General features: G+C 69.8%; 15 protein-coding genes and 2 rRNA genes (1 of these 17 cut by a window edge). 10 read left to right on the top strand and 7 right to left on the bottom strand.

Annotated elements, in window-relative coordinates:
- Nucleotides 1-2,186, top strand: a 23S ribosomal RNA gene (locus tag QRN89_RS13600) (it extends 935 nt beyond the left edge of the window).
- An 87-nt stretch (nt 2,187-2,273) separates the two neighbouring features.
- Nucleotides 2,274-2,390 (top strand): 5S ribosomal RNA (gene rrf, locus QRN89_RS13595).
- Between the two features lie 107 nt (nt 2,391-2,497).
- Here rrf and QRN89_RS13590 read toward each other — a convergent pair.
- From QRN89_RS13590 to QRN89_RS13570, 5 genes are read right to left on the bottom strand one after another with little or no spacing between them, the layout of a single operon-like run.
- Nucleotides 2,498-3,808 carry a DUF58 domain-containing protein gene (locus QRN89_RS13590; protein ID WP_290349631.1) on the bottom strand — a complete coding sequence of 437 codons (1,311 nt, stop codon included), beginning with the start codon at nt 3,806-3,808 and terminating at the stop codon, nt 2,498-2,500.
- Nucleotides 3,809-3,819: 11 nt separating this feature from the next.
- Complete coding sequence (locus QRN89_RS13585) at nt 3,820-4,803, bottom strand: AAA family ATPase (protein ID WP_290349629.1); 984 nt, start codon at nt 4,801-4,803, stop codon at nt 3,820-3,822.
- On the bottom strand, nt 4,800-6,011 hold the full coding sequence (locus QRN89_RS13580; protein ID WP_290349628.1) for a DUF4350 domain-containing protein: 1,212 nt from the start codon (nt 6,009-6,011) through the stop codon (nt 4,800-4,802). The genes QRN89_RS13585 and QRN89_RS13580 overlap by 4 nt, the downstream gene beginning before the upstream one ends.
- Nucleotides 6,008-6,697, bottom strand: coding sequence for a DUF4129 domain-containing protein (locus tag QRN89_RS13575; protein ID WP_290349627.1), 690 nt, complete (start codon nt 6,695-6,697; stop codon nt 6,008-6,010). The genes QRN89_RS13580 and QRN89_RS13575 overlap by 4 nt, the downstream gene beginning before the upstream one ends.
- Before the next feature lie 4 nt (nt 6,698-6,701).
- On the bottom strand, nt 6,702-7,916 hold the full coding sequence (locus QRN89_RS13570; RefSeq protein WP_290349626.1) for a DUF7847 domain-containing protein: 1,215 nt from the start codon (nt 7,914-7,916) through the stop codon (nt 6,702-6,704).
- A 182-nt stretch (nt 7,917-8,098) separates the two neighbouring features.
- On the opposite strand from QRN89_RS13570, the gene mtnA reads away from it, so the two are divergent.
- The 7 genes from mtnA (at nt 8,099) to QRN89_RS13535 (ending at nt 16,724) form a co-directional block, all read left to right on the top strand.
- On the top strand, nt 8,099-9,289 hold the full coding sequence (gene mtnA, locus QRN89_RS13565; RefSeq protein ID WP_290349625.1) for an S-methyl-5-thioribose-1-phosphate isomerase: 1,191 nt from the start codon (nt 8,099-8,101) through the stop codon (nt 9,287-9,289).
- A gap of 4 nt (nt 9,290-9,293) precedes the next feature.
- On the top strand, nt 9,294-9,983 hold the full coding sequence (mtrA, locus tag QRN89_RS13560; protein ID WP_208868138.1) for a two-component system response regulator MtrA: 690 nt from the start codon (nt 9,294-9,296) through the stop codon (nt 9,981-9,983).
- Nucleotide 9,984: 1 nt separating this feature from the next.
- The gene (gene mtrB, locus QRN89_RS13555) at nt 9,985-12,027 is read left to right on the top strand and encodes an MtrAB system histidine kinase MtrB (RefSeq protein ID WP_290349623.1); all 2,043 of its coding nucleotides are present in this window, start codon (nt 9,985-9,987) and stop codon (nt 12,025-12,027) included.
- On the top strand, nt 12,017-13,855 hold the full coding sequence (locus tag QRN89_RS13550) for an LpqB family beta-propeller domain-containing protein (protein WP_290349622.1): 1,839 nt from the start codon (nt 12,017-12,019) through the stop codon (nt 13,853-13,855). Before mtrB ends, QRN89_RS13550 begins: the two co-directional genes overlap by 11 nt.
- A gap of 194 nt (nt 13,856-14,049) precedes the next feature.
- Entirely contained in the window at nt 14,050-14,772 is a 723-nt protein-coding gene (locus tag QRN89_RS13545; RefSeq protein ID WP_290349621.1) for a ComF family protein, read from the top strand.
- A 329-nt stretch (nt 14,773-15,101) separates the two neighbouring features.
- Nucleotides 15,102-15,791 (top strand): ribosome hibernation-promoting factor, HPF/YfiA family, encoded by a 690-nt coding sequence (hpf, locus tag QRN89_RS13540; protein ID WP_290349620.1) that lies wholly within the window; start codon nt 15,102-15,104, stop codon nt 15,789-15,791.
- Between the two features lie 186 nt (nt 15,792-15,977).
- Complete coding sequence (locus QRN89_RS13535) at nt 15,978-16,724, top strand: response regulator (RefSeq protein WP_290349619.1); 747 nt, start codon at nt 15,978-15,980, stop codon at nt 16,722-16,724.
- 67 nt (nt 16,725-16,791) lie between these two features.
- Here the strand turns inward: QRN89_RS13535 and QRN89_RS13530 are convergent, their stop codons facing one another.
- Nucleotides 16,792-17,955, bottom strand: coding sequence for a winged helix-turn-helix domain-containing protein (locus tag QRN89_RS13530; RefSeq protein WP_290349618.1), 1,164 nt, complete (start codon nt 17,953-17,955; stop codon nt 16,792-16,794).
- Between the two features lie 141 nt (nt 17,956-18,096).
- On the bottom strand, nt 18,097-18,669 hold the full coding sequence (locus tag QRN89_RS13525; protein WP_290349616.1) for a GNAT family N-acetyltransferase: 573 nt from the start codon (nt 18,667-18,669) through the stop codon (nt 18,097-18,099).
- Between the two features lie 237 nt (nt 18,670-18,906).
- On the opposite strand from QRN89_RS13525, the gene secA reads away from it, so the two are divergent.
- Nucleotides 18,907-21,723 carry a preprotein translocase subunit SecA gene (gene secA, locus QRN89_RS13520; protein ID WP_290349615.1) on the top strand — a complete coding sequence of 939 codons (2,817 nt, stop codon included), beginning with the start codon at nt 18,907-18,909 and terminating at the stop codon, nt 21,721-21,723.
- Nucleotides 21,724-21,788: the final 65 nt, after the last annotated feature.

Below are 21,788 nucleotides of genomic sequence, written 5' to 3'. Positions count from 1 at the left end.
GCGTCGTGTGTTTCTTGCCGGAGGTAGAGCACTGGATAGGCGATGGGCCCTACCGGGTTACTGACCTTAGCCAAACTCCGAATGCCGGTAAGTGAGAGCGCGGCAGTGAGACTGTGGGGGATAAGCTCCATGGTCGAGAGGGAAACAGCCCAGAGCATCGACTAAGGCCCCTAAGCGTACGCTAAGTGGGAAAGGATGTGGAGTCGCAGAGACAACCAGGAGGTTGGCTTAGAAGCAGCCACCCTTGAAAGAGTGCGTAATAGCTCACTGGTCAAGTGATTCCGCGCCGACAATGTAGCGGGGCTCAAGCGTACCGCCGAAGTCGTGTCATTGCGATATGTACCCCCAACGGGGATCGTGATGGGTAGGGGAGCGTCGTGTGCCGGGTGAAGCAGCCGCGGAAGCGAGTTGTGGACGGTTCACGAGTGAGAATGCAGGCATGAGTAGCGATACACACGTGAGAAACGTGTGCGCCGATTGACTAAGGGTTCCTGGGTCAAGCTGATCTGCCCAGGGTAAGTCGGGACCTAAGGCGAGGCCGACAGGCGTAGTCGATGGACAACCGGTTGATATTCCGGTACCCGCTTTGAAACGCCCAATATCGAGCCCATTAATGCTAAGGCCGTGAAGCCGCCGGCTGAGTCTTCGGACGAGGTCGGAGTGGTGGAGCCGCTGACCCAAGGTGGTAGTAGGTAAGCGATGGGGTGACGCAGGAAGGTAGTCCAGCCCGGGCGGTGGTTGTCCCGGGGTAAGGGTGTAGCCCGAGAGATAGGCAAATCCGTCTCTCATGGAGGGTGAGACCTGATGCCGAGCCGATTGTGGTGAAGTGGATGATCCTATGCTGTCGAGAAAAGCCTCTAGCGAGTTTCATGGCGGCCCGTACCCTAAACCGACTCAGGTGGTCAGGTAGAGAATACCGAGGCGTTCGGGTGAACTATGGTTAAGGAACTCGGCAAAATGCCCCCGTAACTTCGGGAGAAGGGGGGCCACGTCTGGTGATGAGTCTTGCACTCTGAGCTGGGGGTGGCCGCAGAGACCAGCGAGAAGCGACTGTTTACTAAAAACACAGGTCCGTGCGAAGCCGTAAGGCGATGTATACGGACTGACGCCTGCCCGGTGCTGGAACGTTAAGGGGACCGGTTAGCTTGGATTCGTCCGGGCGAAGCTGAGAACTTAAGCGCCAGTAAACGGCGGTGGTAACTATAACCATCCTAAGGTAGCGAAATTCCTTGTCGGGTAAGTTCCGACCTGCACGAATGGCGTAACGACTTCTCGACTGTCTCAACCATAGGCCCGGTGAAATTGCACTACGAGTAAAGATGCTCGTTTCGCGCAGCAGGACGGAAAGACCCCGGGACCTTTACTACAGTTTGATATTGGTGTTCGGTTCGGCTTGTGTAGGATAGGTGGGAGACTGTGAAGCTTGGACGCCAGTTCAGGTGGAGTCGTCGTTGAAATACCACTCTGGTCGTGCTGGATGTCTAACCTGGGTCCGTGATCCGGATCAGGGACAGTGTCTGATGGGTAGTTTAACTGGGGCGGTTGCCTCCTAAAGGGTAACGGAGGCGCCCAAAGGTTCCCTCAGCCTGGTTGGCAATCAGGTGTTGAGTGTAAGTGCACAAGGGAGCTTGACTGTGAGACCGACGGGTCGAGCAGGGACGAAAGTCGGGACTAGTGATCCGGCGGTGGCTTGTGGAAGCGCCGTCGCTCAACGGATAAAAGGTACCCCGGGGATAACAGGCTGATCTTCCCCAAGAGTCCATATCGACGGGATGGTTTGGCACCTCGATGTCGGCTCGTCGCATCCTGGGGCTGGAGTCGGTCCCAAGGGTTGGGCTGTTCGCCCATTAAAGCGGTACGCGAGCTGGGTTTAGAACGTCGTGAGACAGTTCGGTCCCTATCCGCTGTGCGCGTAGGAGTCTTGAGAAGGGCTGTCCCTAGTACGAGAGGACCGGGACGGACGAACCTCTGGTGTGCCAGTTGTCCTGCCAAGGGCATGGCTGGTTGGCTACGTTCGGGAGGGATAACCGCTGAAAGCATCTAAGCGGGAAGCCTGCTTCGAGATGAGGACTCCCACCCACTTGATGGGGTAAGGCTCCCAGTAGACGACTGGGTTGATAGGCCGGATATGGAAGCCAGGTGACTGGTGGAGTTGACCGGTACTAATAGGCCGAGGGCTTGTCCTCAGTTGCTCGCGTCCACTGTGTTAGTTCTGAAGTAACGAACATGCCGAGACCACGTGGTGGTCGGCCGGTTCGACATCTTCATAGTGTTTCGGTGGTCATAGCGTTAGGGAAACGCCCGGTTACATTCCGAACCCGGAAGCTAAGCCTTTCAGCGCCGATGGTACTGCAGGGGGGACCCTGTGGGAGAGTAGGACACCGCCGAACAATTGTTGAGGGAAAGCCCCGGACCGTGACGGTCCGGGGCTTTTCCGCGTTTCAGGGCGAATTCTTTTTGGTTCGTCCCCGGCCCCACCGAGAGCCGGGGACAACCACTACAGCCGACCTGCGGCCTTGAGCGCCAAATATGCGTCGGCCAGAGCCGGCGCGAGGCTGTCCGGAGTCGCATCCACGACGGTGACACCGTGCCGCTGAAGTTGCTCCGCCGTACGGCGGCGCTGGATCTGAGCCTGTGTGCCGGCCGCGGCTTCGTACACGGCGTCCAGGCTGCCGCGTCCGCTCGCCATCTTCTCGATGTGCGGGTCCGCGACCGAGGCGACCACGACCGAATGGCGCTGAGTCAGTTGTGGCAGCACCGGCAGGAGGCCCTCTTCGATCGGGGCGGCGTCCAGGCTGGTCAGCAGCACCACGAGGGACCGCCGAGGGGCATGCTTCAGCGTCGCCGCGCTGAGACCCCGGGCGTCCGTTTCCACCAACTCCGGCTCGAGCACCGCCATCGCGTTGACCATGGCCGGCAGCACTTCCCCGGCTGCTCTGCCCTGCACCTGGGCGCGGACGCGGCGGTCGTAGGCCAGGAGGTCCACACGGTCGCCGGCTCGGGTGGCGAGTGCGGTGAGGAGGAGAGCGGAGTCCATGGCCGCGTCCAGACGCGGGACGTCGCCCACACGTCCGGCCGCGGTGCGGCCCGTGTCCAGCACGATCAGGATGTGCCGATCCCGTTCCGGCCGCCAGGTCCGCACGGCGACCGTCGTCCGGCGGGCGGTGGCGCGCCAGTCGATGGAACGTGTGTCGTCCCCGGGGACGTACTCGCGGAGACTGTCGAACTCGGTGCCCTCCCCGCGGGTCAGCACACTGGTCCTGCCGTCGAGTTCACGAAGGCGGGCCAGCCGGGACGGCAGATGCTTGCGGCTCGTGAAGGGCGGCAGGACGCGGACGGTCCACGGAACCCGGTGATTCCCCTGGCGGGCGGCGAGGCCGAGCGGCCCGTAGGAACGGACCGTGACGATCTCCGCGTGACGGTCGCCTCGGCGGATGGGGCGCAGAACCGTCGACAGACGGCGACTTTCGCCTGCCGGTACGGTCACTCTGTGTCGTGAGGCGGTCTGCTCGGTCCCGGGGAGCCAACTGCTCGGGGGCCAGGCGTCCCGGAGGCGGGCGCGCAGCCTTCGGGAAGACCGGTTGGTGACAGTGAGCTGCACTTCTGCGCTCTTGCCGAGCCGTACTGAGGTATCACCGGTTCGGGTGAACTGGAGCGTTCGGACTGGTGCCGCCAGGGCGTAGTCGCACAGTATTGCTACTGAGAGTGATGCGTTGACGGTGAGGATCCCCGTCCAGCTGGGTTCGAGGATTCCGACGGGGAGGGAGCCGAGGGCGGCGAGGAGTGCCGCTCGTCCGGTGAGGGCCATGACGCACCGCCTCAGCGGGGGACGGGGACGTGGGCGAGGATCGCGGTGATGACGGAGTCCGCGGTGACGCCCTCCATCTCGGCTTCGGGTCGGAGCTGGATCCGATGGCGGAGTGTGGGCAGGGCGAGGGCCTTCACATCGTCGGGGATGACGTAGTCACGGCCGGTGAGCCAGGCCCAGGCCCGCGCGGTGGAGAGCAGGGCGGTGGCGCCTCGGGGAGAGACGCCGAGAGTGAGTGAGGGGGAATCACGGGTGGCACGGCAGATATCGACGACGTAGCCCGCGATCTCGGGGGAGACCGAGGTCTTGGCGACGGCCGTCCGGGCGGCTTCCAGATCGGCCGGTGTGGCGACGGGCCGGAGGCCGGCAGCCTGCAGGTCGCGCGGGTTGAAGCCCTCGGCGTGCCTGGCGAGGACGTTGATCTCGTCGTCGCGTGAGGGCAGCGGCACGGTCAGCTTCAGCAGGAAGCGGTCGAGCTGCGCTTCCGGCAGGGGGTAAGTGCCTTCGTACTCCACGGGGTTCTGCGTGGCGGCGACCAGGAACGGCTCGGGGAGAGGGCGGGGGGTGCCGTCGACGGTGACCTGGCGCTCCTCCATGGCCTCCAGAAGCGATGACTGGGTCTTCGGAGGTGTCCTGTTGATCTCGTCGGCGAGCAGAAGGTTGGTGAAGACGGGGCCCGGCTGGAAGGAGAATTCGGCGGTCCGTGCGTCGTAGACCAGGGAGCCGGTGACGTCGCTGGGCATGAGATCGGGGGTGAACTGGACCCGCTTGGTGTCCAGTTCGAGGGACGCGGCCAGCGCCCGGACCAGCAGGGTCTTGGCGACGCCGGGGACACCCTCGAGGAGGACGTGGCCGCGACAGAGCAGGGCGACGACCAGTCCGGTGACTGCGGAGTCCTGGCCGACCACGGCCTTCGCGATCTCGGTGCGTAGGGCCTCCAGTGAGGCGCGTGCGTCGTCCGAGTGCTCGGCGGTCTCGGGGGTCGGGGCGCTCATGAAGTGCGTACCTCTCGTTCGAGGGCGTCCAGTTGGTCAGCCAGGCGGATGAGTGCGGCGTCGTCGGCGGGGGCCGGTCCGAAGAGCAGGGGCCGGAGGTCGCGGTCGCCGTCGCGCAGATGTGCCGAGACGGCCGGGAGGAGGGCTTCGGGGGAGTGGGCGTCCGCGACGGTGACGCCGAGTAGGGGGGCGATCCGGATGCGTGCGGCCTGGCGGAGTGCCGAAGCGGCGCGGTCGCGGGCGTTCGCCTTGCGGTACAGGCGGGCGCGGCCCTCGGCGGTCTCGGAGGCGCGGACGGCCACGGGCAGCCGTTCGCTGACGAGGGGCCCGAGCCGGCGGGCGCGCCAGACGGCGGCGAGCACCGCGGCGACGGCGAGTTGGAGGGTGCCCCAGAGCCATCCGGAGGGGATGAGCCGGCCGATGCCGGTCTCCCCCTCCCCGCGGCCGCCGGTGCCGTCGTCCTCGGCGGCCGATCCATCGGAGAGGGAAGGGAGGTACCAGATCAGATGCGGGTGGGAGCCGAGCAGTTGGAGGGCGAGCGACGCGTTGCCCTCCTTGTCGAGGTGATCGTTGTAGAGGATGTCGGGGGCACCGAGGAGGACGGTGTCGCCGGTTCCCGGGTCGTCGATGCGGAGCAGGGTCGGCAGGCCGTGGGCGAGGTAGCAGGAGTCGCTGCCGAGGGTGTTGTCGGTGGTGTAGCGCTCGCCGCCGAGGTCGGCGCTTCCGGCCCGCCGGGCCGCCGGGAAGGAGCACTGCGGCTCGCGGGCGGAAACCGGGGCCGGTGTGTCGGCCGAGGTTCCCGGGGCGAGGGTGCCCACGGAGGCCGGGCCGGGGGCGACGAGGACGGAGCGGCCGCCGGAGGAGTTCATCGCCGCGCGCAGGACGTCCTGCTGACGGCCGTTCAGCAGGTCCGGGCCGGCGACCAGCAGGGTGGTGTCGGGACCCATGGCGGCGGTGGCCTCGTCGAGGGTGGTGACCACGCGGGTGGTGACGCCCCGGTCCTTGAGCAGTTCGGCGACGGCGCGGCTGCCGGACGGGTCGGTGGAGCGTGGGTCGAGGCGGCCGTGCCCGTTGCTGGAGCGGATGACCGCGATGACGAAGCCGGCCACGATGAGGATGACGAGGACGAGCAGGATTCCCCGGCTGCGCGTCCAGATCTGGCGGGTCGTCGGAGACGCCGCGGTGGTGGCGGTCGTGGCCCCGGTCATCCGGTGGCTCCCTGGGCCGTGGTGTTCAGATCGGGCTTGGTGCGCCCGAGTTCGGTGTCGAGGTCACGCAGTCGTGTGTACGCCTGGCGGTCGGCGGTACGGCCGCCGTATGCGACGTCGTCGAAGGCACGGGCCGCCGAGCGCAGCGCCTCGGCGTGGCCGGGCAGGGGGCGGCCGGCCTCCGCGGCGGCCTCGTCGGCGGTGCGGCCGGGGCGGGGTTCGAGCAGGGCGCGTTCCTCCAGGGAGCGGACGATGGCCCGCATCCGTTCCTGGACGGCCTGGTTCCAGCGTCCGGCGGCGGCGTGCGCCTCGGCGGCCGTCCGGTGTTCGGCGGCGCTGCGGGGACCGTCGTCGAAGAGCGCGTCCCCCGGGGTGGCGGTGCGGTGCGGGGTGCCGAGCCGCCACCAGAGTGCGGCGATCAGGGCGGCGACGACCAGGACGATGACGACGAGTCCGAGCGGGCCGCCGGGAGAGGCCCCCGCAGCCGCGTCGAGGACGTCGGCGAGCCACTCCCAGAAGCGGTTGAGGGCGCGCTCCAGCAGGTTGGGATCGTTCTCGTGGTACATCGACTTGGACAGTTCGCGTTCCGCTGCCTCCCTCGCGGGGACGCGAGGGAGGTCCACGGGTACCTCGTCATCGGCGTGGACGGCCGGCCACGCCCCGGTCGCTCCCCCCGCGATGGACACGGCATCAGCTCCTGGGGGTGGCGTCGCCCGGTGCCGCGCCGTGGCCGTCGACGCCTGCCGCCCGGGCCAGTTCGAGGTCGAGGGCCTCGCGGCGGATGCGCTGGTCCACGTAGAGGAGCACGGTGACGCCCGCCGAGATCGGATAGGTGATGGACGAGGCGATCACCGCGCCGATGCCGGTGATGATCAGGAACGGCCAGCCGAACTCGGGTGTGCCGCCGGAGAGCAGCCCGCCGAGCCCCTCGCCGTCGACGGCGTACGCGATCAGGCCGAAGGGGATGGCGATGATCAGGGAGACCAGGAAGGTCAGCAGCACCGTGAGCAGCAGGATGCCGAAGACCCGCCACCAGGCTCCCCGCACCAGCTTCGCCGAGCGCCGCATCGACTGGACGATGCCCTGACGTTCCAGCATGAGGGCGGGCGAGGCGAGCGCGAACCGGACCATCAGCCAGAGGGTGACGACCGCGCCGGCGATCCCGCCGAGGGCGGCGAGGGCGGCGCCGCCGGCGGAGCCGATGAGAAGGCCGGGCAGGAAGCCGACGGCGAGGACCACGGCGGCGATCAGCGGCAGCAGCAGGGTGAGACCGAGGAGTTGGGGCAGCCGCGGACGGGCCTCGCGCCAGGCGTCGGACAGCGTCACGTCGCGGCCCAGCACCGAGCGGCTGATGACCACGGTCAGCAGCGCGGTGGTGAAGAGCGTGGCGATCAGGGTGATCGCCATGACCGGTGCCGTGCCCACGAGGGTCGCGTTGAGCTGGTCGCCCACCTGGCTGAGGGCTTCTTCCGGGGTGGCGTTCGGGTCCACCTCGGGCGGCTGCGGGACGAGATAGCGCTGGACGAGGATGTCGCAGATCTGCGTGATGACGGAGACGGTGATCGTGATGCCCAGGACCGTGCGCCAGTGGGCGCGCAGCGTCGACACCGCCCCGTCGAGGATCTCGCCGACTCCGAGCGGGCGCAGCGGGATCACTCCGGGCTTGGCCGCGGGAGGCTGTCCCCAGCCACCTCGCTGCGGTCCGCCTCCCCAGCCCGGTCCGCCGGCCTGCGGGGGCACGGGTCCGCCGCCGGGTCCGGTCGGCGAGGCCCACTGGCCCGCGGGCGGCTGCTCCTTGGACCATTTCGAGGAGGCGCCGGGATCACCGGCGGGGCCGGGCGCTCCGGTACCCCGGTCGTCGGACGGGGAGGATCCGGGCGAGGCCCAGCCCGGAGTGTCGTTCACGGTCGTCCACCTCGTGGATGTGTCGCGTGGCCGGCTCGGCGAGCCGGCTGGGTCACGGCGCCTGTCCGCACGTCAGGGCGGGAGGCTGGCAGCCATCGTGCCACGCGCCGACCGCCGGTGGGCCGGGCAGTGGATCTCGTTCTCGCCTTCATTGTGCGTGCGTCGGCGGGCAGACTGGGCGGATGGCTGATCAGTACGTACAAACCCTCGACGGCGAACAGCACCCCGGGCCCGGCTCGCTGCGCTGGGACGAGCTGCCGGAAGGCCCGGTGCTGGTTCTGCTGGACCAGCGCAGGTTGCCGGCAGAAGAGGCCGAGCTGGTGTGCACCGACGTCCCGGCCCTGGTGGAGGCGGTCCGGACGCTGGCCGTGCGCGGTGCGCCGCTGCTCGGGATCGTCGGGGCCTACGGGGTCGCGCTGGCCGCGGCACGGGGCTACGACGTCGCCGAGGCGGCAGCGCTTCTGGAGGGAGCGCGGCCCACCGCCGTGAACCTCGGCTACGGCGTGCGGCGGGCCGCCGGGGCGTACGGGGCGGCGGTCGGCAGGGGCGCGGACGCGCAGCAGGCGGCCGCCGCCGTGCTGGCCGAGGCGCGGCGGCTGCACCGGGAGGACGCGGAGGCGAGCGAGCGGATGGCGCGGCACGGGCTCACGCTGCTCGACGAGCTGCTGCCCGGCGGCAGTCACCGGATCCTGACGCACTGCAACACCGGACGGCTGGTCTCGGGCGGTGAGGGCACGGCGTTCGCCGTGGCGCTCGCCGCGCACCGGGTGGGCCGGCTGCGCAAGCTGTGGGTGGACGAGACCCGGCCGCTGCTGCAGGGTGCGCGGCTGACCGCGTACGAGGCGGCCCGCAACGGGATGGCGTACACCCTGCTCACGGACAACGCGGCAGGGTCGCTGTTCGCGGCGGGAGAGGTCGACGCCGTGCTGATCGGGGCCGACAGGATCGCGGCGGACGGCTCCGTGGCCAACAAGGTGGGCAGCTATCCGCTCGCCGTGCTCGCCCGCTACCACCATGTGCCGTTCATCGTGGTGGCGCCGACCACGACCGTGGATCCGGCGACGCCGGACGGGGCGTCGATCGAGGTGGAGCAGCGGTCCGGACAGGAGGTCACGGAGCTGCCGGCGCCGCTCGGGGCGGCGATGGTGACCGGCGTCACATCGCCGCCGGGGCCGCGTACACCCGATGCTGTTCCCGGTGCCTCGGGGCTGCCGGTGGCGCCGGTGGGAACCCAGGCCTACAACCCCGCGTTCGATGTGACGCCGCCGGAACTCGTGACCGCGATCGTCACGGAGGAAGGGGTCGTGTCACCGGTCGCCGGGGGCGGGATCGCCGAGCTGTGTGCCAGGTCACGCCAGGTAACGATTAGCTAATGGGATGATGTCGATTATGAAGGGACGCGTCCTTGTCGTCGACGACGACACCGCACTGGCCGAGATGCTCGGCATTGTGCTGCGTGGTGAAGGGTTCGAGCCGTCGTTCGTAGCGGACGGCGACAAGGCACTCGCCGCTTTCCGGGAGACCAAACCGGACCTGGTGCTTCTTGACCTCATGCTGCCCGGCAGGGACGGCATCGAGGTGTGCCGGCTCATCCGGGCGGAGTCGGGTGTGCCGATCGTGATGCTCACGGCCAAGAGCGACACCGTCGATGTGGTGGTCGGGCTGGAGTCCGGCGCCGACGACTACATCGTGAAGCCGTTCAAGCCCAAGGAGCTGGTGGCCCGTATCCGGGCCCGGCTGAGGAGGTCCGAGGAGCCCGCTCCCGAGCAGCTCGCGATCGGGGACCTGGTCATCGACGTGGCCGGGCACTCCGTGAAGCGCGACGGCCAGTCGATCGCGCTCACCCCGCTCGAGTTCGACCTGCTGGTGGCGCTCGCCCGCAAGCCGTGGCAGGTGTTCACGCGCGAGGTGCTGCTCGAGCAGGTGTGGGGCTACCGGCACGCGGCCGACACCCGTCTGGTGAACGTGCACGTGCAGCGGCTGCGCTCCAAGGTCGAGAAGGACCCGGAGCGGCCGGAGATCGTCGTGACCGTCCGTGGCGTCGGTTACAAGGCCGGACCGAGCTGACATGGCCGTGGGCAGCGCTGCTCCGAAGCCCGGGGGGCCGGGAGTCCGTACGGGGCGGGCTGCCGGGCCCGGGCACGGGTCTTCACGTTTCGGCCGTCCGTTCCCCGGCGGACGGCTGCTGCCGGACGGGGCGCCGGGCAGGCCGGTGCTCCGGCTCGTCGTGCGCTGGTTCAGGCGTCCGCTGCTGCCGGCCGTACGGCTGTGGCGGCGGAACATCCAGCTGCGTGTCGTCGCCGGGACCCTGCTCATGTCGATGGGCGTCGTGCTGCTGCTCGGTCTCGTCGTCATCGGCCAGGTCCGCAACGGACTCCTGGACGCCAAGGAACAGGCGGCCCTGAGCCAGGCGGCGGGTGGTTTCGCGGCCGCGCAGGAGAAGGCGAGCGGAGCCTCCGCGCTGGGTGGCCAGGACGGTGACGCCACGGACGGCAGGCCCAGCCGCGGCTCCGTGAACTGGCGGTCCGAGCTGGTGAAGCAGCTGGCCAGCGGTGGTCAGGGCGCGTACCACGTGGTGGCACTGAGCCCGGACTCCGACGACGCCGGGACGAGCCGGGCCCCGCGGGCCTCGGGGGACGTGGACGTGACGAGCGTTCCCGCGTCGCTGCGCAGCTCGGTCGCGCAGGGGACGGGCACGTTCCAGACCTACGTCAAGATCAAGTACTCGGTTCCGAAGGAGTCCGAGGCCGGTCTGGTCGTCGGCAAGCGGCTCAACGACGTCGCGGGCTACTCGTACGAGCTGTACTACCTCTTCCCGCTCACGCAGGAGGAGGAGTCGCTGAGCCTGGTCAAGGGCACGCTGGCGACGGCGGGGCTGTTCGTGGTCGTGCTGCTCGGGGCCATCGCGTGGCTGGTGGTGCGGCAGGTCGTCACGCCCGTCCGGATGGCCGCAGGCATCGCCGAGCGTCTGTCCGCCGGACGGCTCCAGGAACGGATGAAGGTCACCGGCGAGGACGACATCGCCCGGCTCGGTGAGGCCTTCAACAAGATGGCGCAGAACCTTCAGCACAAGATCCAGCAGCTGGAGGAGCTGTCGCGGATGCAGCGCCGCTTCGTCTCGGACGTGTCGCACGAGCTGCGTACGCCGCTGACGACGGTGCGGATGGCCGCGGACCTCATCCACGAGGCACGGGGCGACTTCGACCCCGCGACGGCACGCTCCGCGGAGCTGCTGGCGGACCAGCTGGACCGGTTCGAGTCGCTGCTCGCCGACCTGCTGGAGATCAGCAGGTTCGACGCGGGCGCGGCGGCCCTCGAAGCGGAGGCGATAGACCTCCGCGAGGTGGTCCATCGGGTGATCGGCGGCGCCGAGCCGCTGGCGGAGCGCAAGGGCAGCCGGATCCGGGTCGTCGGCGACGAGCAGCCGGTGGTGGCCGAGGCCGACGCCCGCCGGATCGAGCGCGTGCTGCGCAACCTCGTCGTCAACGCCGTGGAGCACGGCGAGGGCCGCGACGTGGTGGTGCGGATGGCGTCCGCCGGAGGTGCGGTCGCCGTGGCGGTTCGGGACTACGGGGTGGGGCTCAAGCCCGGCGAGGCGACCCGGGTGTTCAACCGCTTCTGGCGGGCCGACCCGGCTCGGGCGCGTACGACGGGTGGCACGGGCCTCGGCCTGTCCATCGCCGTGGAGGACGCGCGGCTCCACGGCGGCTGGCTGCAGGCGTGGGGAGAGCCGGGCGGCGGTTCGCAGTTCCGGCTGACCCTGCCGCGCACGGCGGACGAGCCGCTGCGCGGCTCGCCGATACCGCTGGAGCCCGAGGACTCCCGGCGTGCGCGTGAGCGGGCGGCCGCCGACGCGGCGAACGACCGTGCGCTGCGGCTGTCTACGGTGCCGTCGCAGCCCGGCGCGCACCGGCCGGGCCTGGCGATACCGGGGCGGCCCGCGGTGCCGCCGCACACCCCGCCGTCGGCGGCGGTGGACCCGGCGGCCCTGCCCGGCAGCGGCGCCCGTGTGGTGGCCCGTCCGGCGTCGGAGCGGCCGGGGGACGGCGGGACGGCGGATTCCGTCCCGGGACAGGTTTCGGAGCGGGAGGACACCACTCGTGGGCGCTGAGGGGCGTCGGTACGGCCACGGACGCGCCACACGGTTCTCGGCGCTGCTCGTCTGCGCCGGCTTCGTGCTGGCCGGCTGCGCGTCGATGCCGGACAGCGGCGACGTGGAGCAGGTGAAGGCCACGCAGGGCCCGGACTCCCAGGTGCGGGTGTACGCCGTCCCGCCTCGTGACGGCGCCCGGCCTCAGGAGATCGTCGACGGCTTCCTGGAGGCCATGACCAGCGACGATCCAAGCTATGCGACGGCCCGGAAGTACCTCACCAAGCGCTGGACCAAGAAGTGGCGGCCCGAGTCGCTCACGACCGTGCTGACCGAGGCCCCCCAGTCCGCGGCTCCGGCCGGCCGGGAGGGGGGCGACGAGCTGACCTACGCGCTGTCCGGCGAGCTGATCGCGACGGTCGACCGGCACGAGTACAAGTCGGTCGTGCCCACGCAGTACGGCGGCGCGCTGCGGCTGGTGCGGCAGAACACCCCTGACGGCAAGGGCAAGGAGTGGCGCATCGACGCGGCTCCCGAGGGCCTGGTGCTCGGCGAGAGCGACTTCCTGCGCAACCACCTGTCGGTGAACAAGTACTACTGGGCGTCGGGCCAGAACTCGGTGGTCGCGGACCCGGTCTACATCCGGCAGCGGCAGGATCCGGTGACCCGGATGGACCCGGTCGCGCAGACGATCTCGGCGCTGTTCGAGGGCCCCGCCCACTGGCTGATGCCGGTGGTGGACTCGCCGTTCCCCGCGGGCGCGGGACTGAAGAAGGGCATCACGTCCCTGACGCCCGACGACCAGGGCGAGCTCAAGGTGCCGCTCAACGACAAGGCGTCGAACGTCGGCGGCGCGGTGTGCAAGCGCATGGCCACGCAGATGCTGCTCACCCTGCGGGAGCTGGCGGCGCCCCGCGTCGAGCAGGTGCAGCTCCAGCGGGCCGACGGCTCCCCGCTGTGCGTGCTCACGGCCGACCAGGCCGACGCGTACGCCCTGGAGCGGCTGTCCCCGAGCCCCAACGTGTACTTCGTCGACAGCGACCACAGGATGGCCGTGGTGGGGACGAAGCCCAAGAACATCGACAAGACCCTGGTCCGCGGGCCGTTCGGCGACGGGCAGGTGAAGATCGGCACGGTCGCCGTGGCACGGAGTCTGCACCGGGCGGCGGCGGTCTCGCAGGACGGCAAGTCCCTGTACGCGGCGTCGATCGTCTCGGACGAGCCCCTGGCCGCGCCGCTGGTGCGGAGCGGTGCCCCGCGGGCCGCCGACCGGCTCTCGGCGCCGAGCTGGGACCGGAACGACCTGTGGGTCGCGGACCGGGACCCCGCCAACCCCCGGCTGCTGCGCTTCGCGGGCGGCAAGGGGCCGGCGCAGGAGGTCATGGTCGACGGGCTCGACGGCGCGCGCATCGAGTCGCTGCGGGTCTCGGCCGACGGGGTGCGCATGGCACTGCTCCTGTCCAAGGACGGCAAGAGCACCCTGGAGATCGGCCGGGTCGAGCGGCGCACGGACTCCGGCGGGGCGACGACGGTGTCCGTGGTGGAACTGCGCGCGGCGGCGCCGCGTCTGGAGTCGGTGACCGCGCTGTCCTGGGCCGGGCCGAGTCGTCTCGTCGTGGTCGGCAAGGAGACCGGCGGTGTGCAGCAGGTGCGCTACATCCAGACGGACGGCTCCCTGACCCCGGCAGGCGGTCTTCCGGGCCTGAACAAGGTGTCGGCGGTGGCCGCCACGGAGGACGAGGAACAGCTCCTGGTGGCGATCTCGGACGACGGGCTGGTGCGGCTGATGCCGAACGCGAACTGGCAGACGATGGTCGAGAAGGGGGCGTCGCCGGTCTACCCCGGCTGAGCGCCCGACCTCGTCCGGGCCGGTGGCGGGCGGAGCCCGGTCCCGGCCTCCTCTGCTCCGGGAGGGAACGGGACACGAGCCCCGGTCCTGGCTCCGGTCCCCACGGTGCCCCGGCCTCTCGCCGGTTTTCCACAGGTCCTCATGGTTGTCCACAGCCCCGCTCGCGTGCGCCCGCGGCCGGGCACAGTGGGGCCATGCGGTGGTGGTGGCGGGAGATCTCGGGGCTGGTCCTGCCCGCGGTGTGCGCGGGCTGCGGGCACGCCCGTACGGCGCTGTGCGAGGAGTGCGCGGAAGAGCTGGCGGGGCCGCCGGCCCGGGCACGGCCGTGCCCCGAGCCCCAGGGGCTGCCGGTCGTGTTCGCCGCCGCGCGGTACGAGGGCGCGGTGCGGTCCGTCCTGATCGCCCACAAGGAGCGGGGCGTGCTGGGGCTGGCCCGTCCTCTCGGGGCGGCGCTCGCGGGGGCCGTCCGTGCGGCGACGCCGGAGGGGCGGGCGGCGCGGGGGCCGCTGCTGCTGGTCCCGGTGCCCTCGGCGCGGCGGGCGGTACGGGCGCGTGGTCACGACCCGTCGCGGCGGATCGCCGTGGCGGCGGCCGGGGCACTGCGGCGCGCGGGGACGTACGCCAGGGTCCTCCCGGTGCTGCGCCAGGGGAGGCGGGTGTCCGACCAGTCGGGTCTCACGGCCCGGGAGCGGCTCGAGAACATGTCCGGGGCGCTGGAGGTGGCCCCGTGGGCCGGGCGGGTACTCGAGGCCCGCAGAACCGTACTGGTGGACGACGTGATGACCACGGGAGCCTCGCTGGCCGAGGCGGTGAGGGCACTCCGTGCCGCGTTTTCTGGACACGCTTCCGAATGCACCCGAATGAGTGCCGCCGTCATCGCCGCTCCACCTCTGTCCTTCGAAACGGGCCGGAACTGACAGGCGTGTTGCAACGTTGCAGGTAGTGAGAGCAGGAACGGCCACGAATGGACGTACGCGCTGGTAGCGGGTGCCGACAGGGGTCCTGGCGAGCTATGTTCGGTTGTGAGGCAGGTGAACGCTCTCCTTCATCGAATACATGGCCGAGTTGCGGTCAGGTGTTCCTGAAGTAACCCAGATCTTTGACATCGGTGGGGTGGCGATCTTGCCCATGGGGGAGGAGGAGGTGAAAGTCGCCAAGTCCGAGGCTCCGGTGCTCGCCGGAGCCTGGTGCAAAAGGGAGATGCTCCGCAATTGAACAGCGGAGTGATCCGGGAACGGAGTTCTGCGTGGACATCGTCGTCAAGGGCCGCAAGACCGAGGTGCCCGAGCGGTTCCGCAAGCACGTGGCCGAGAAGCTGAAGCTGGACAAGATCCAGAAGCTCGACGGCAAGGTGATCAGCCTCGACGTCGAGGTGTCCAAGGAGCACAACCCGCGGCAGGCCGACCGTTCCGACCGCGTGGAGATCACACTTCTTTCACGCGGCCCGGTGATCCGGGCGGAAGCAGCGGCAGGCGACCCGTACGCAGCGCTCGACCTGGCCACGGCGAAGCTGGAGGCTCGGCTCCGCAAGCAGCACGACAAGCGCCACACACGCAGGGGCAACGGGCGGCTGTCGGCAGCGGAGGTCGCCGATGTCGTCCCGGGCGTGGCCCAGTTGAACGGGAGCGGTGAGCCCGTCACCGAGGCATCGTCGGAATCCATTCCCACCACCCGGATGGGCTCGCTCGAGGTGCAGGGCGAAGGACCCCTGGTGGTCAGGGAGAAGACCCACCTCGCCGCTCCGATGACGCTCGACCAGGCGCTCTACGAAATGGAGCTGGTCGGGCACGACTTCTATCTCTTCGTCGACTCCGAGACCAAGGAGCCCAGTGTCGTCTACCGGCGGCACGCCTACGACTACGGCGTCATCCACCTGCAGACCGACCCCCTCGCAGGAGGCGAGTCGAGCGGCGCCGGTGGTGCGCTCGGCGGCTGACCCCGTCATGCGAACGGTGCCCCTGGGAGCGCCCTGTGCGCCCCCAGGGGCACCTTCGTGCCACCGCGGGATCGCCACTGGGCCGCACGGGCATGAAATCATGGCGATCCGAGCCAACCGGTGCGCTGTGGACTGCGGTTGGCGGACCGCAGACCAACGCAGGCCACGGCCTCAGGGGGAGGAACGATGGCGGACAGCTTCGGCCCGGTGCACCAGGCGGGCGACGCCGGTGCGACGGGCGGCGCGGACGGCACGGAGGACGTGTCCCGCAAGGAGCCGATCCGGGTGCTCGTCGTGGACGACCACGCCCTCTTCCGCCGCGGGCTGGAGATCGTCCTCGCCCAGGAGGAGGACATCCAGGTCGTCGGGGAGGCCGGGGACGGCGCGGAGGCGGTGGACAAGGCCGCCGATCTGCTGCCCGACATCGTGCTGATGGACGTAAGGATGCCGAAGCGGGGCGGCATCGAGGCCTGCACCTCCATCAAGGAGGTCGCCCCCAGCGCGAAGATCATCATGCTGACGATCAGCGACGAGGAGGCAGACCTCTACGAGGCGATCAAGGCAGGCGCCACCGGGTACCTCCTCAAGGAGATCTCCACCGACGAGGTGGCGACCGCCATCCGCGCGGTGGCCGACGGCCAGTCGCAGATCAGTCCGTCGATGGCGTCCAAGCTGCTCACCGAGTTCAAGTCGATGATCCAGCGCACCGACGAGCGCCGCCTCGTGCCCGCCCCCCGGCTCACCGACCGGGAGCTGGAGGTCCTCAAGCTGGTGGCGACGGGCATGAACAACCGTGACATCGCAAAGGAGTTGTTCATCTCCGAGAACACGGTGAAGAACCACGTCCGCAACATCCTGGAGAAGCTCCAGCTGCACTCCAGGATGGAAGCGGTCGTCTACGCCATGCGCGAGAAGATCCTCGAGATCCGCTAGCGCCGGGACCGGGAAGGTCTGCCGGGAGCCGGTGAACCCTGCCGCTCACGTCACCGGCCGTGCCGGCTCAGCCGAGGGCGGCGACCAGGGGCGCCGCCAACTCCGGGCGGTCGACCCGCTCCACACGGACCGCGTCGCAGCCCACCCACTCGGCCGCCTCCAGCAGCGCCTGAGCCATCGGCCGGACCGCCTTCGGCGACTCCAGGGAGACCTGTCTGGCGACCAGAGTCGTCCCCTCACGCGCGGGGTCGACCCGGCCCAGCAGCCGCCCGCCGGACAGCAGCGGCATCGCGAAGTAGCCGTGCACCCGCTTCGCCTTCGGGACGTACGCCTCCAGGCGATGGGTGAAGCCGAAGATCCGCTCGGTACGGGCCCGCTCCCAGATCAGCGAGTCGAACGGCGACAGCAGCGTCGTGCGGTGACGGCCGCGCGGCTCGGTCGCGAGCGCATCCGGGTCGGCCCAGGCCGGCTTGTCCCAGCCCTCGACGCGGACCGGCACGAGTCCGGAGTCCGCGACCACCGCGTCGAACTGCTCACCCTTCAGCCGGTGGTAGTCCGCGATGTCCGCGCGGGTGCCCACGCCCAGCGACTGCCCGGCCAGCCGCACCAGCCGGCGCAGGCACTCCCGGTCGTCCAGATCGTCATGGAGCACGGCATCGGGGATGGCGCGCTCGGCGAGGTCGTACACCCGCTTCCAGCCGCGCCGCTCCGTGCACACCACCTCGCCGTACATCAGTGCCCGCTCGACGGCGACCTTGGCCTCCGACCAGTCCCACCAGAGGCCGCCGTTCTTCGCTCCGCCCAGCTCCGTGGCGGTCAGCGGCCCCTCGGCGCGCAGCTGGTCCACCACCTTCCCGTAGGCCCCGTCCGGCAGGTCGTGGTACCACTGCGGACGGGCACGGTAGGCGCGGCGCCGGAAGGCGAAGTGGGGCCACTCCTCGACGGGGAGTATGCAGGCCGCGTGCGACCAGTACTCGAAGGCGTGGCTCTCGCTCCAGTAGGCGTCCTCGACCGTCTTGCGGCCGACGGCGCCCAGCCGGGCGTACGGGATCAGCTCGTGGGAACGCGCGAGCACGGAGATCGTGTCCAGCTGCACCGCGCCGAGGTGGCGCAGCACGCCCCGCACACCGGCTCTGCGGTCGGGGGCACCGAGGAACCCCTGGGCCCGCAGCGCGACACGGCGGGCCTCGTCGGCGGACAGCTCGGCAACTGGGGGCGGCGCGGTGTTCATGCTCCGCACCCTAGAGGGCGGCACCGACAGTCGCCGGGCGCCGCCGGGAGCCCGCCGGGGTCCCGGCGCCGAGTCCGCGGCCCGGGCGGTGCCGGCCACGGCCCGGCCGGTGGACGGGCCAGGGGGGGCGGGTGGCGTCCGTCACGCCTTGGCCGGCAGGTAGGGGACCGGGCACGGCAGCCCGAGGTCCGACGGGAGCAGGGAGGCGACCCAGCAGTCGCGCAGGGTGCCCCGGCCGTGGAAGCCGGAGCGCTGGACGCCCTCGACGGTGAATCCGGCCTTCTCGGCGACGGCGCGCGAGCCCGTGTTGCCCACTTCGGCGCGCCATTCCAGCCGTGTGCAGTCCAGCCGCGTGAAGGCCCAGCGGGCCATGGCGAGCGTGACCTCGGTCGCGTAACCGCGGCCCCGGTGCTCCTTGGCCGTCCAGAAGCCGATCTCCCAGGCCCCCGAGCGCGGGTGGTGCAGGCTCGTGGAGGCGATCAGCGCGCCGCCCTCGCGCGCCCGCACGGAGAAGGTGTACTCGGTGTCGTCGCGCCAGCCGGCGGGCACGGTGACCGCGATGAACTCCTCGGCGTGCCGCAGTTCGTACGGCGAGGGGACCGGGATCCAGCGCTGGATGTCGGGGTCCTGACATGCGGCGCGGACCTCCTCGGCGTCACCCGGGGTGAAGGGGCTCAGCCGCAGCCGGTCGGTGGTGAGGGTGATGGGCTCCATGGCCGAATTCTGGTCACTCTCCGTCGGCCGTGCGAACACTTTTCGAGATCAGCGGCACTTTCCGGTGCTCCCGCACGTTCTCCAGACACGCGGCGGTCGTCCCCGGTGCCCTGCGGCTCTCCCGGCGCGGCGCCGTCCTCGCTTACGATGGCCGATGCGGTGGGGCCCACCTGCCGTGCCCGCGCCAGTGTCCACACGACCCAGTGCCAGGCCCGACCGGCAAGGAGACCAACCTCAGTGTCCGTCTTCAACAAGCTCATGCGTGCAGGCGAAGGCAAGATCCTGCGCAAACTGCACCGCATCGCGGACCAGGTCAACTCCATCGAGGAAGACTTCGTCAACCTCTCCGACGCCGAGTTGCGGGCCCTCACCGACGAGTACAAGGAGCGCTTCGCCGACGGCGAGAGCCTCGACGACCTGCTGCCCGAGGCGTTCGCCACCGTCCGTGAGGCCGCCAAGCGCGTGCTCGGCCAGCGCCACTACGACGTCCAGCTGATGGGCGGCGCCGCGCTGCATCTCGGCTACGTCGCGGAGATGAAGACCGGTGAGGGCAAGACCCTCGTCGGTACGCTCCCGGCCTATCTGAACGCGCTGTCCGGCAAGGGCGTGCACCTGATCACGGTCAACGACTACCTGGCCGAGCGCGACTCCGAGATGATGGGCCGGGTGCACCGGTTCCTCGGTCTGAGCGTCGGCTGCATCCTCGCCAACATGACGCCCGCGCAGCGCCGTGAGCAGTACGCCTGCGACATCACGTACGGCACGAACAACGAGTTCGGCTTCGACTACCTCCGCGACAACATGGCCTGGTCGAAGGAGGAGCTCGTCCAGCGCGGCCACAACTTCGCGATCGTCGACGAGGTCGACTCCATCCTCGTCGACGAGGCCCGTACGCCGCTGATCATCTCCGGTCCCGCCGACCAGGCCACCAAGTGGTACGGCGACTTCGCCAAGCTGGTCAAGCGCCTGAACCGGGGCGAGCCCGGTAACCCGCTGAAGGGCATCGAGGAGACCGGCGACTACGAGGTCGACGAGAAGAAGCGGACCGTCGCCATCCATGAGTCCGGTGTCTCGAAGGTCGAGGACTGGCTGGGGATCGACAACCTCTACGAGTCCGTGAACACCCCGCTGGTCGGCTACCTGAACAACGCCATCAAGGCCAAGGAGCTGTTCAAGAAGGACAAGGACTACGTCGTCATCGACGGCGAAGTCATGATCGTCGACGAGCACACCGGCCGTATCCTCGCCGGCCGCCGCTACAACGAGGGCATGCACCAGGCGATCGAGGCGAAGGAAGGGGTGGACATCAAGGACGAGAACCAGACCCTCGCCACGATCACCCTGCAGAACTTCTTCCTCCTCTACAACAAGCTCTCCGGCATGACCGGTACGGCCATGACCGAGGCCGCGGAGTTCCACCAGATCTACAAGCTGGGCGTCGTGCCGATCCCGACGAACCGGCCCATGGTCCGCAAGGACCAGTCGGACCTGATCTACCGCACCGAGGTGGCCAAGTTCGCCGCCGTGGTGGACGACATCGAGGAGAAGCACCGCAAGGGCCAGCCGATCCTCGTCGGCACCACGTCGGTCGAGAAGTCGGAGTACCTCTCGCAGCAGCTGCTCAAGCGCGGCATCCAGCACGAGGTCCTCAACGCCAAGCACCACGAGCGCGAGGCCGTGATCGTGGCCCAGGCCGGTCGCAAGGGCGCCGTGACGGTCGCCACGAACATGGCCGGCCGCGGTACGGACATCAAGCTCGGCGGCAACCCCGACGACCTGGCCGAGGCGGAGCTGCGCGGACGGGGCCTGGACCCGGTCGAGCACGTCGAGGAGTGGGCCGCGGCACTTCCGGCCGCTTTGGAGAAGGCCGAACTCGAGGTCAAGGAGGAGTTCGAGGAGGTCAAGTCCCTCGGCGGGCTCTACGTCCTCGGCACCGAGCGGCACGAGTCGCGGCGCATCGACAACCAGCTGCGCGGTCGTTCCGGCCGTCAGGGAGACCCGGGCGAGTCCCGCTTCTACCTCTCCCTCGGCGACGACCTGATGCGGCTGTTCAAGGCGCAGATGGTCGAGCGGGTCATGGCCATGGCCAACGTCCCGGACGACGTCCCGATCGAGAACAAGATGGTGACGCGCGCGATCGCGTCCGCCCAGTCCCAGGTCGAGCAGCAGAACTTCGAGACGCGCAAGAACGTCCTGAAGTACGACGACGTGCTCAACCGGCAGCGCAAGGTCATCTACGCCGAGCGCCGCCGCGTCCTGGAGGGCGAGGACCTGCACGAGCACGTCCGCCACTTCATGGACGACACGATCGACGCCTACATCCAGGCGGAGACCGTCGAGGGCTTCGCGGAGGAGTGGGACCTCGACCGGCTGTGGGGCGCCTTCAAGCAGCTCTACCCGGTGAAGGTGACCATCGAGGAGCTGGAGGAGGCCGCGGGCGACCGGGCCGGTGTCACCGCCGAGTTCATCGCCGAGACGATCAAGGACGACATCCACGAGCAGTACGACGAGCGCGAGAAGCAGCTCGGCTCGGACATCATGCGCGAGCTGGAGCGGCGCGTGGTGCTGTCGGTCCTGGACCGCAAGTGGCGCGAGCACCTCTACGAGATGGACTACCTCCAGGAGGGCATCGGTCTGCGCGCGATGGCGCAGAAGGACCCGCTCGTGGAGTACCAGCGCGAGGGCTTCGACATGTTCACCGCGATGATGGACGGCATCAAGGAGGAGTCCGTCGGCTACCTGTTCAACCTGGAGGTCCAGGTCGAGCAGCAGGTCGAGGAGATCCCCGTCCAGGACTCCGCGGAGAGGACCTCGCTGTCCAAGGACGACGCGGTGCCCGCCGCTGCCGGCCGTCCCGAGATCAGGGCGAAGGGCCTGGACGCTCCGCAGCGTCCGGACCGGCTGCACTTCTCGGCGCCGACGGTCGACGGCGAGGGCGGCATCGTCGAGGGCGACTTCACCAACGGCGACGCGGCCCGTTCCGAGTCCGACGGCATGACGCGCGCGGAGCGCCGCAAGGCGCAGAAGAGCGCGGGACGCCGCCGCAAGAAGTGACACCGCGGGAGTGAAGCCGCGGGTCGTAGGGCCGGACACCGGAGGGTGTCCGGCCCCACGGGCGT

It is taken from the genome of Streptomyces sp. HUAS CB01 (assembly GCF_030406905.1).
Classification (GTDB): domain Bacteria; phylum Actinomycetota; class Actinomycetes; order Streptomycetales; family Streptomycetaceae; genus Streptomyces; species Streptomyces chengbuensis.
The sequence above is the reverse complement of the archived record's forward strand: the minus strand, read 5'-3'. Positions and strand labels throughout refer to the sequence as shown.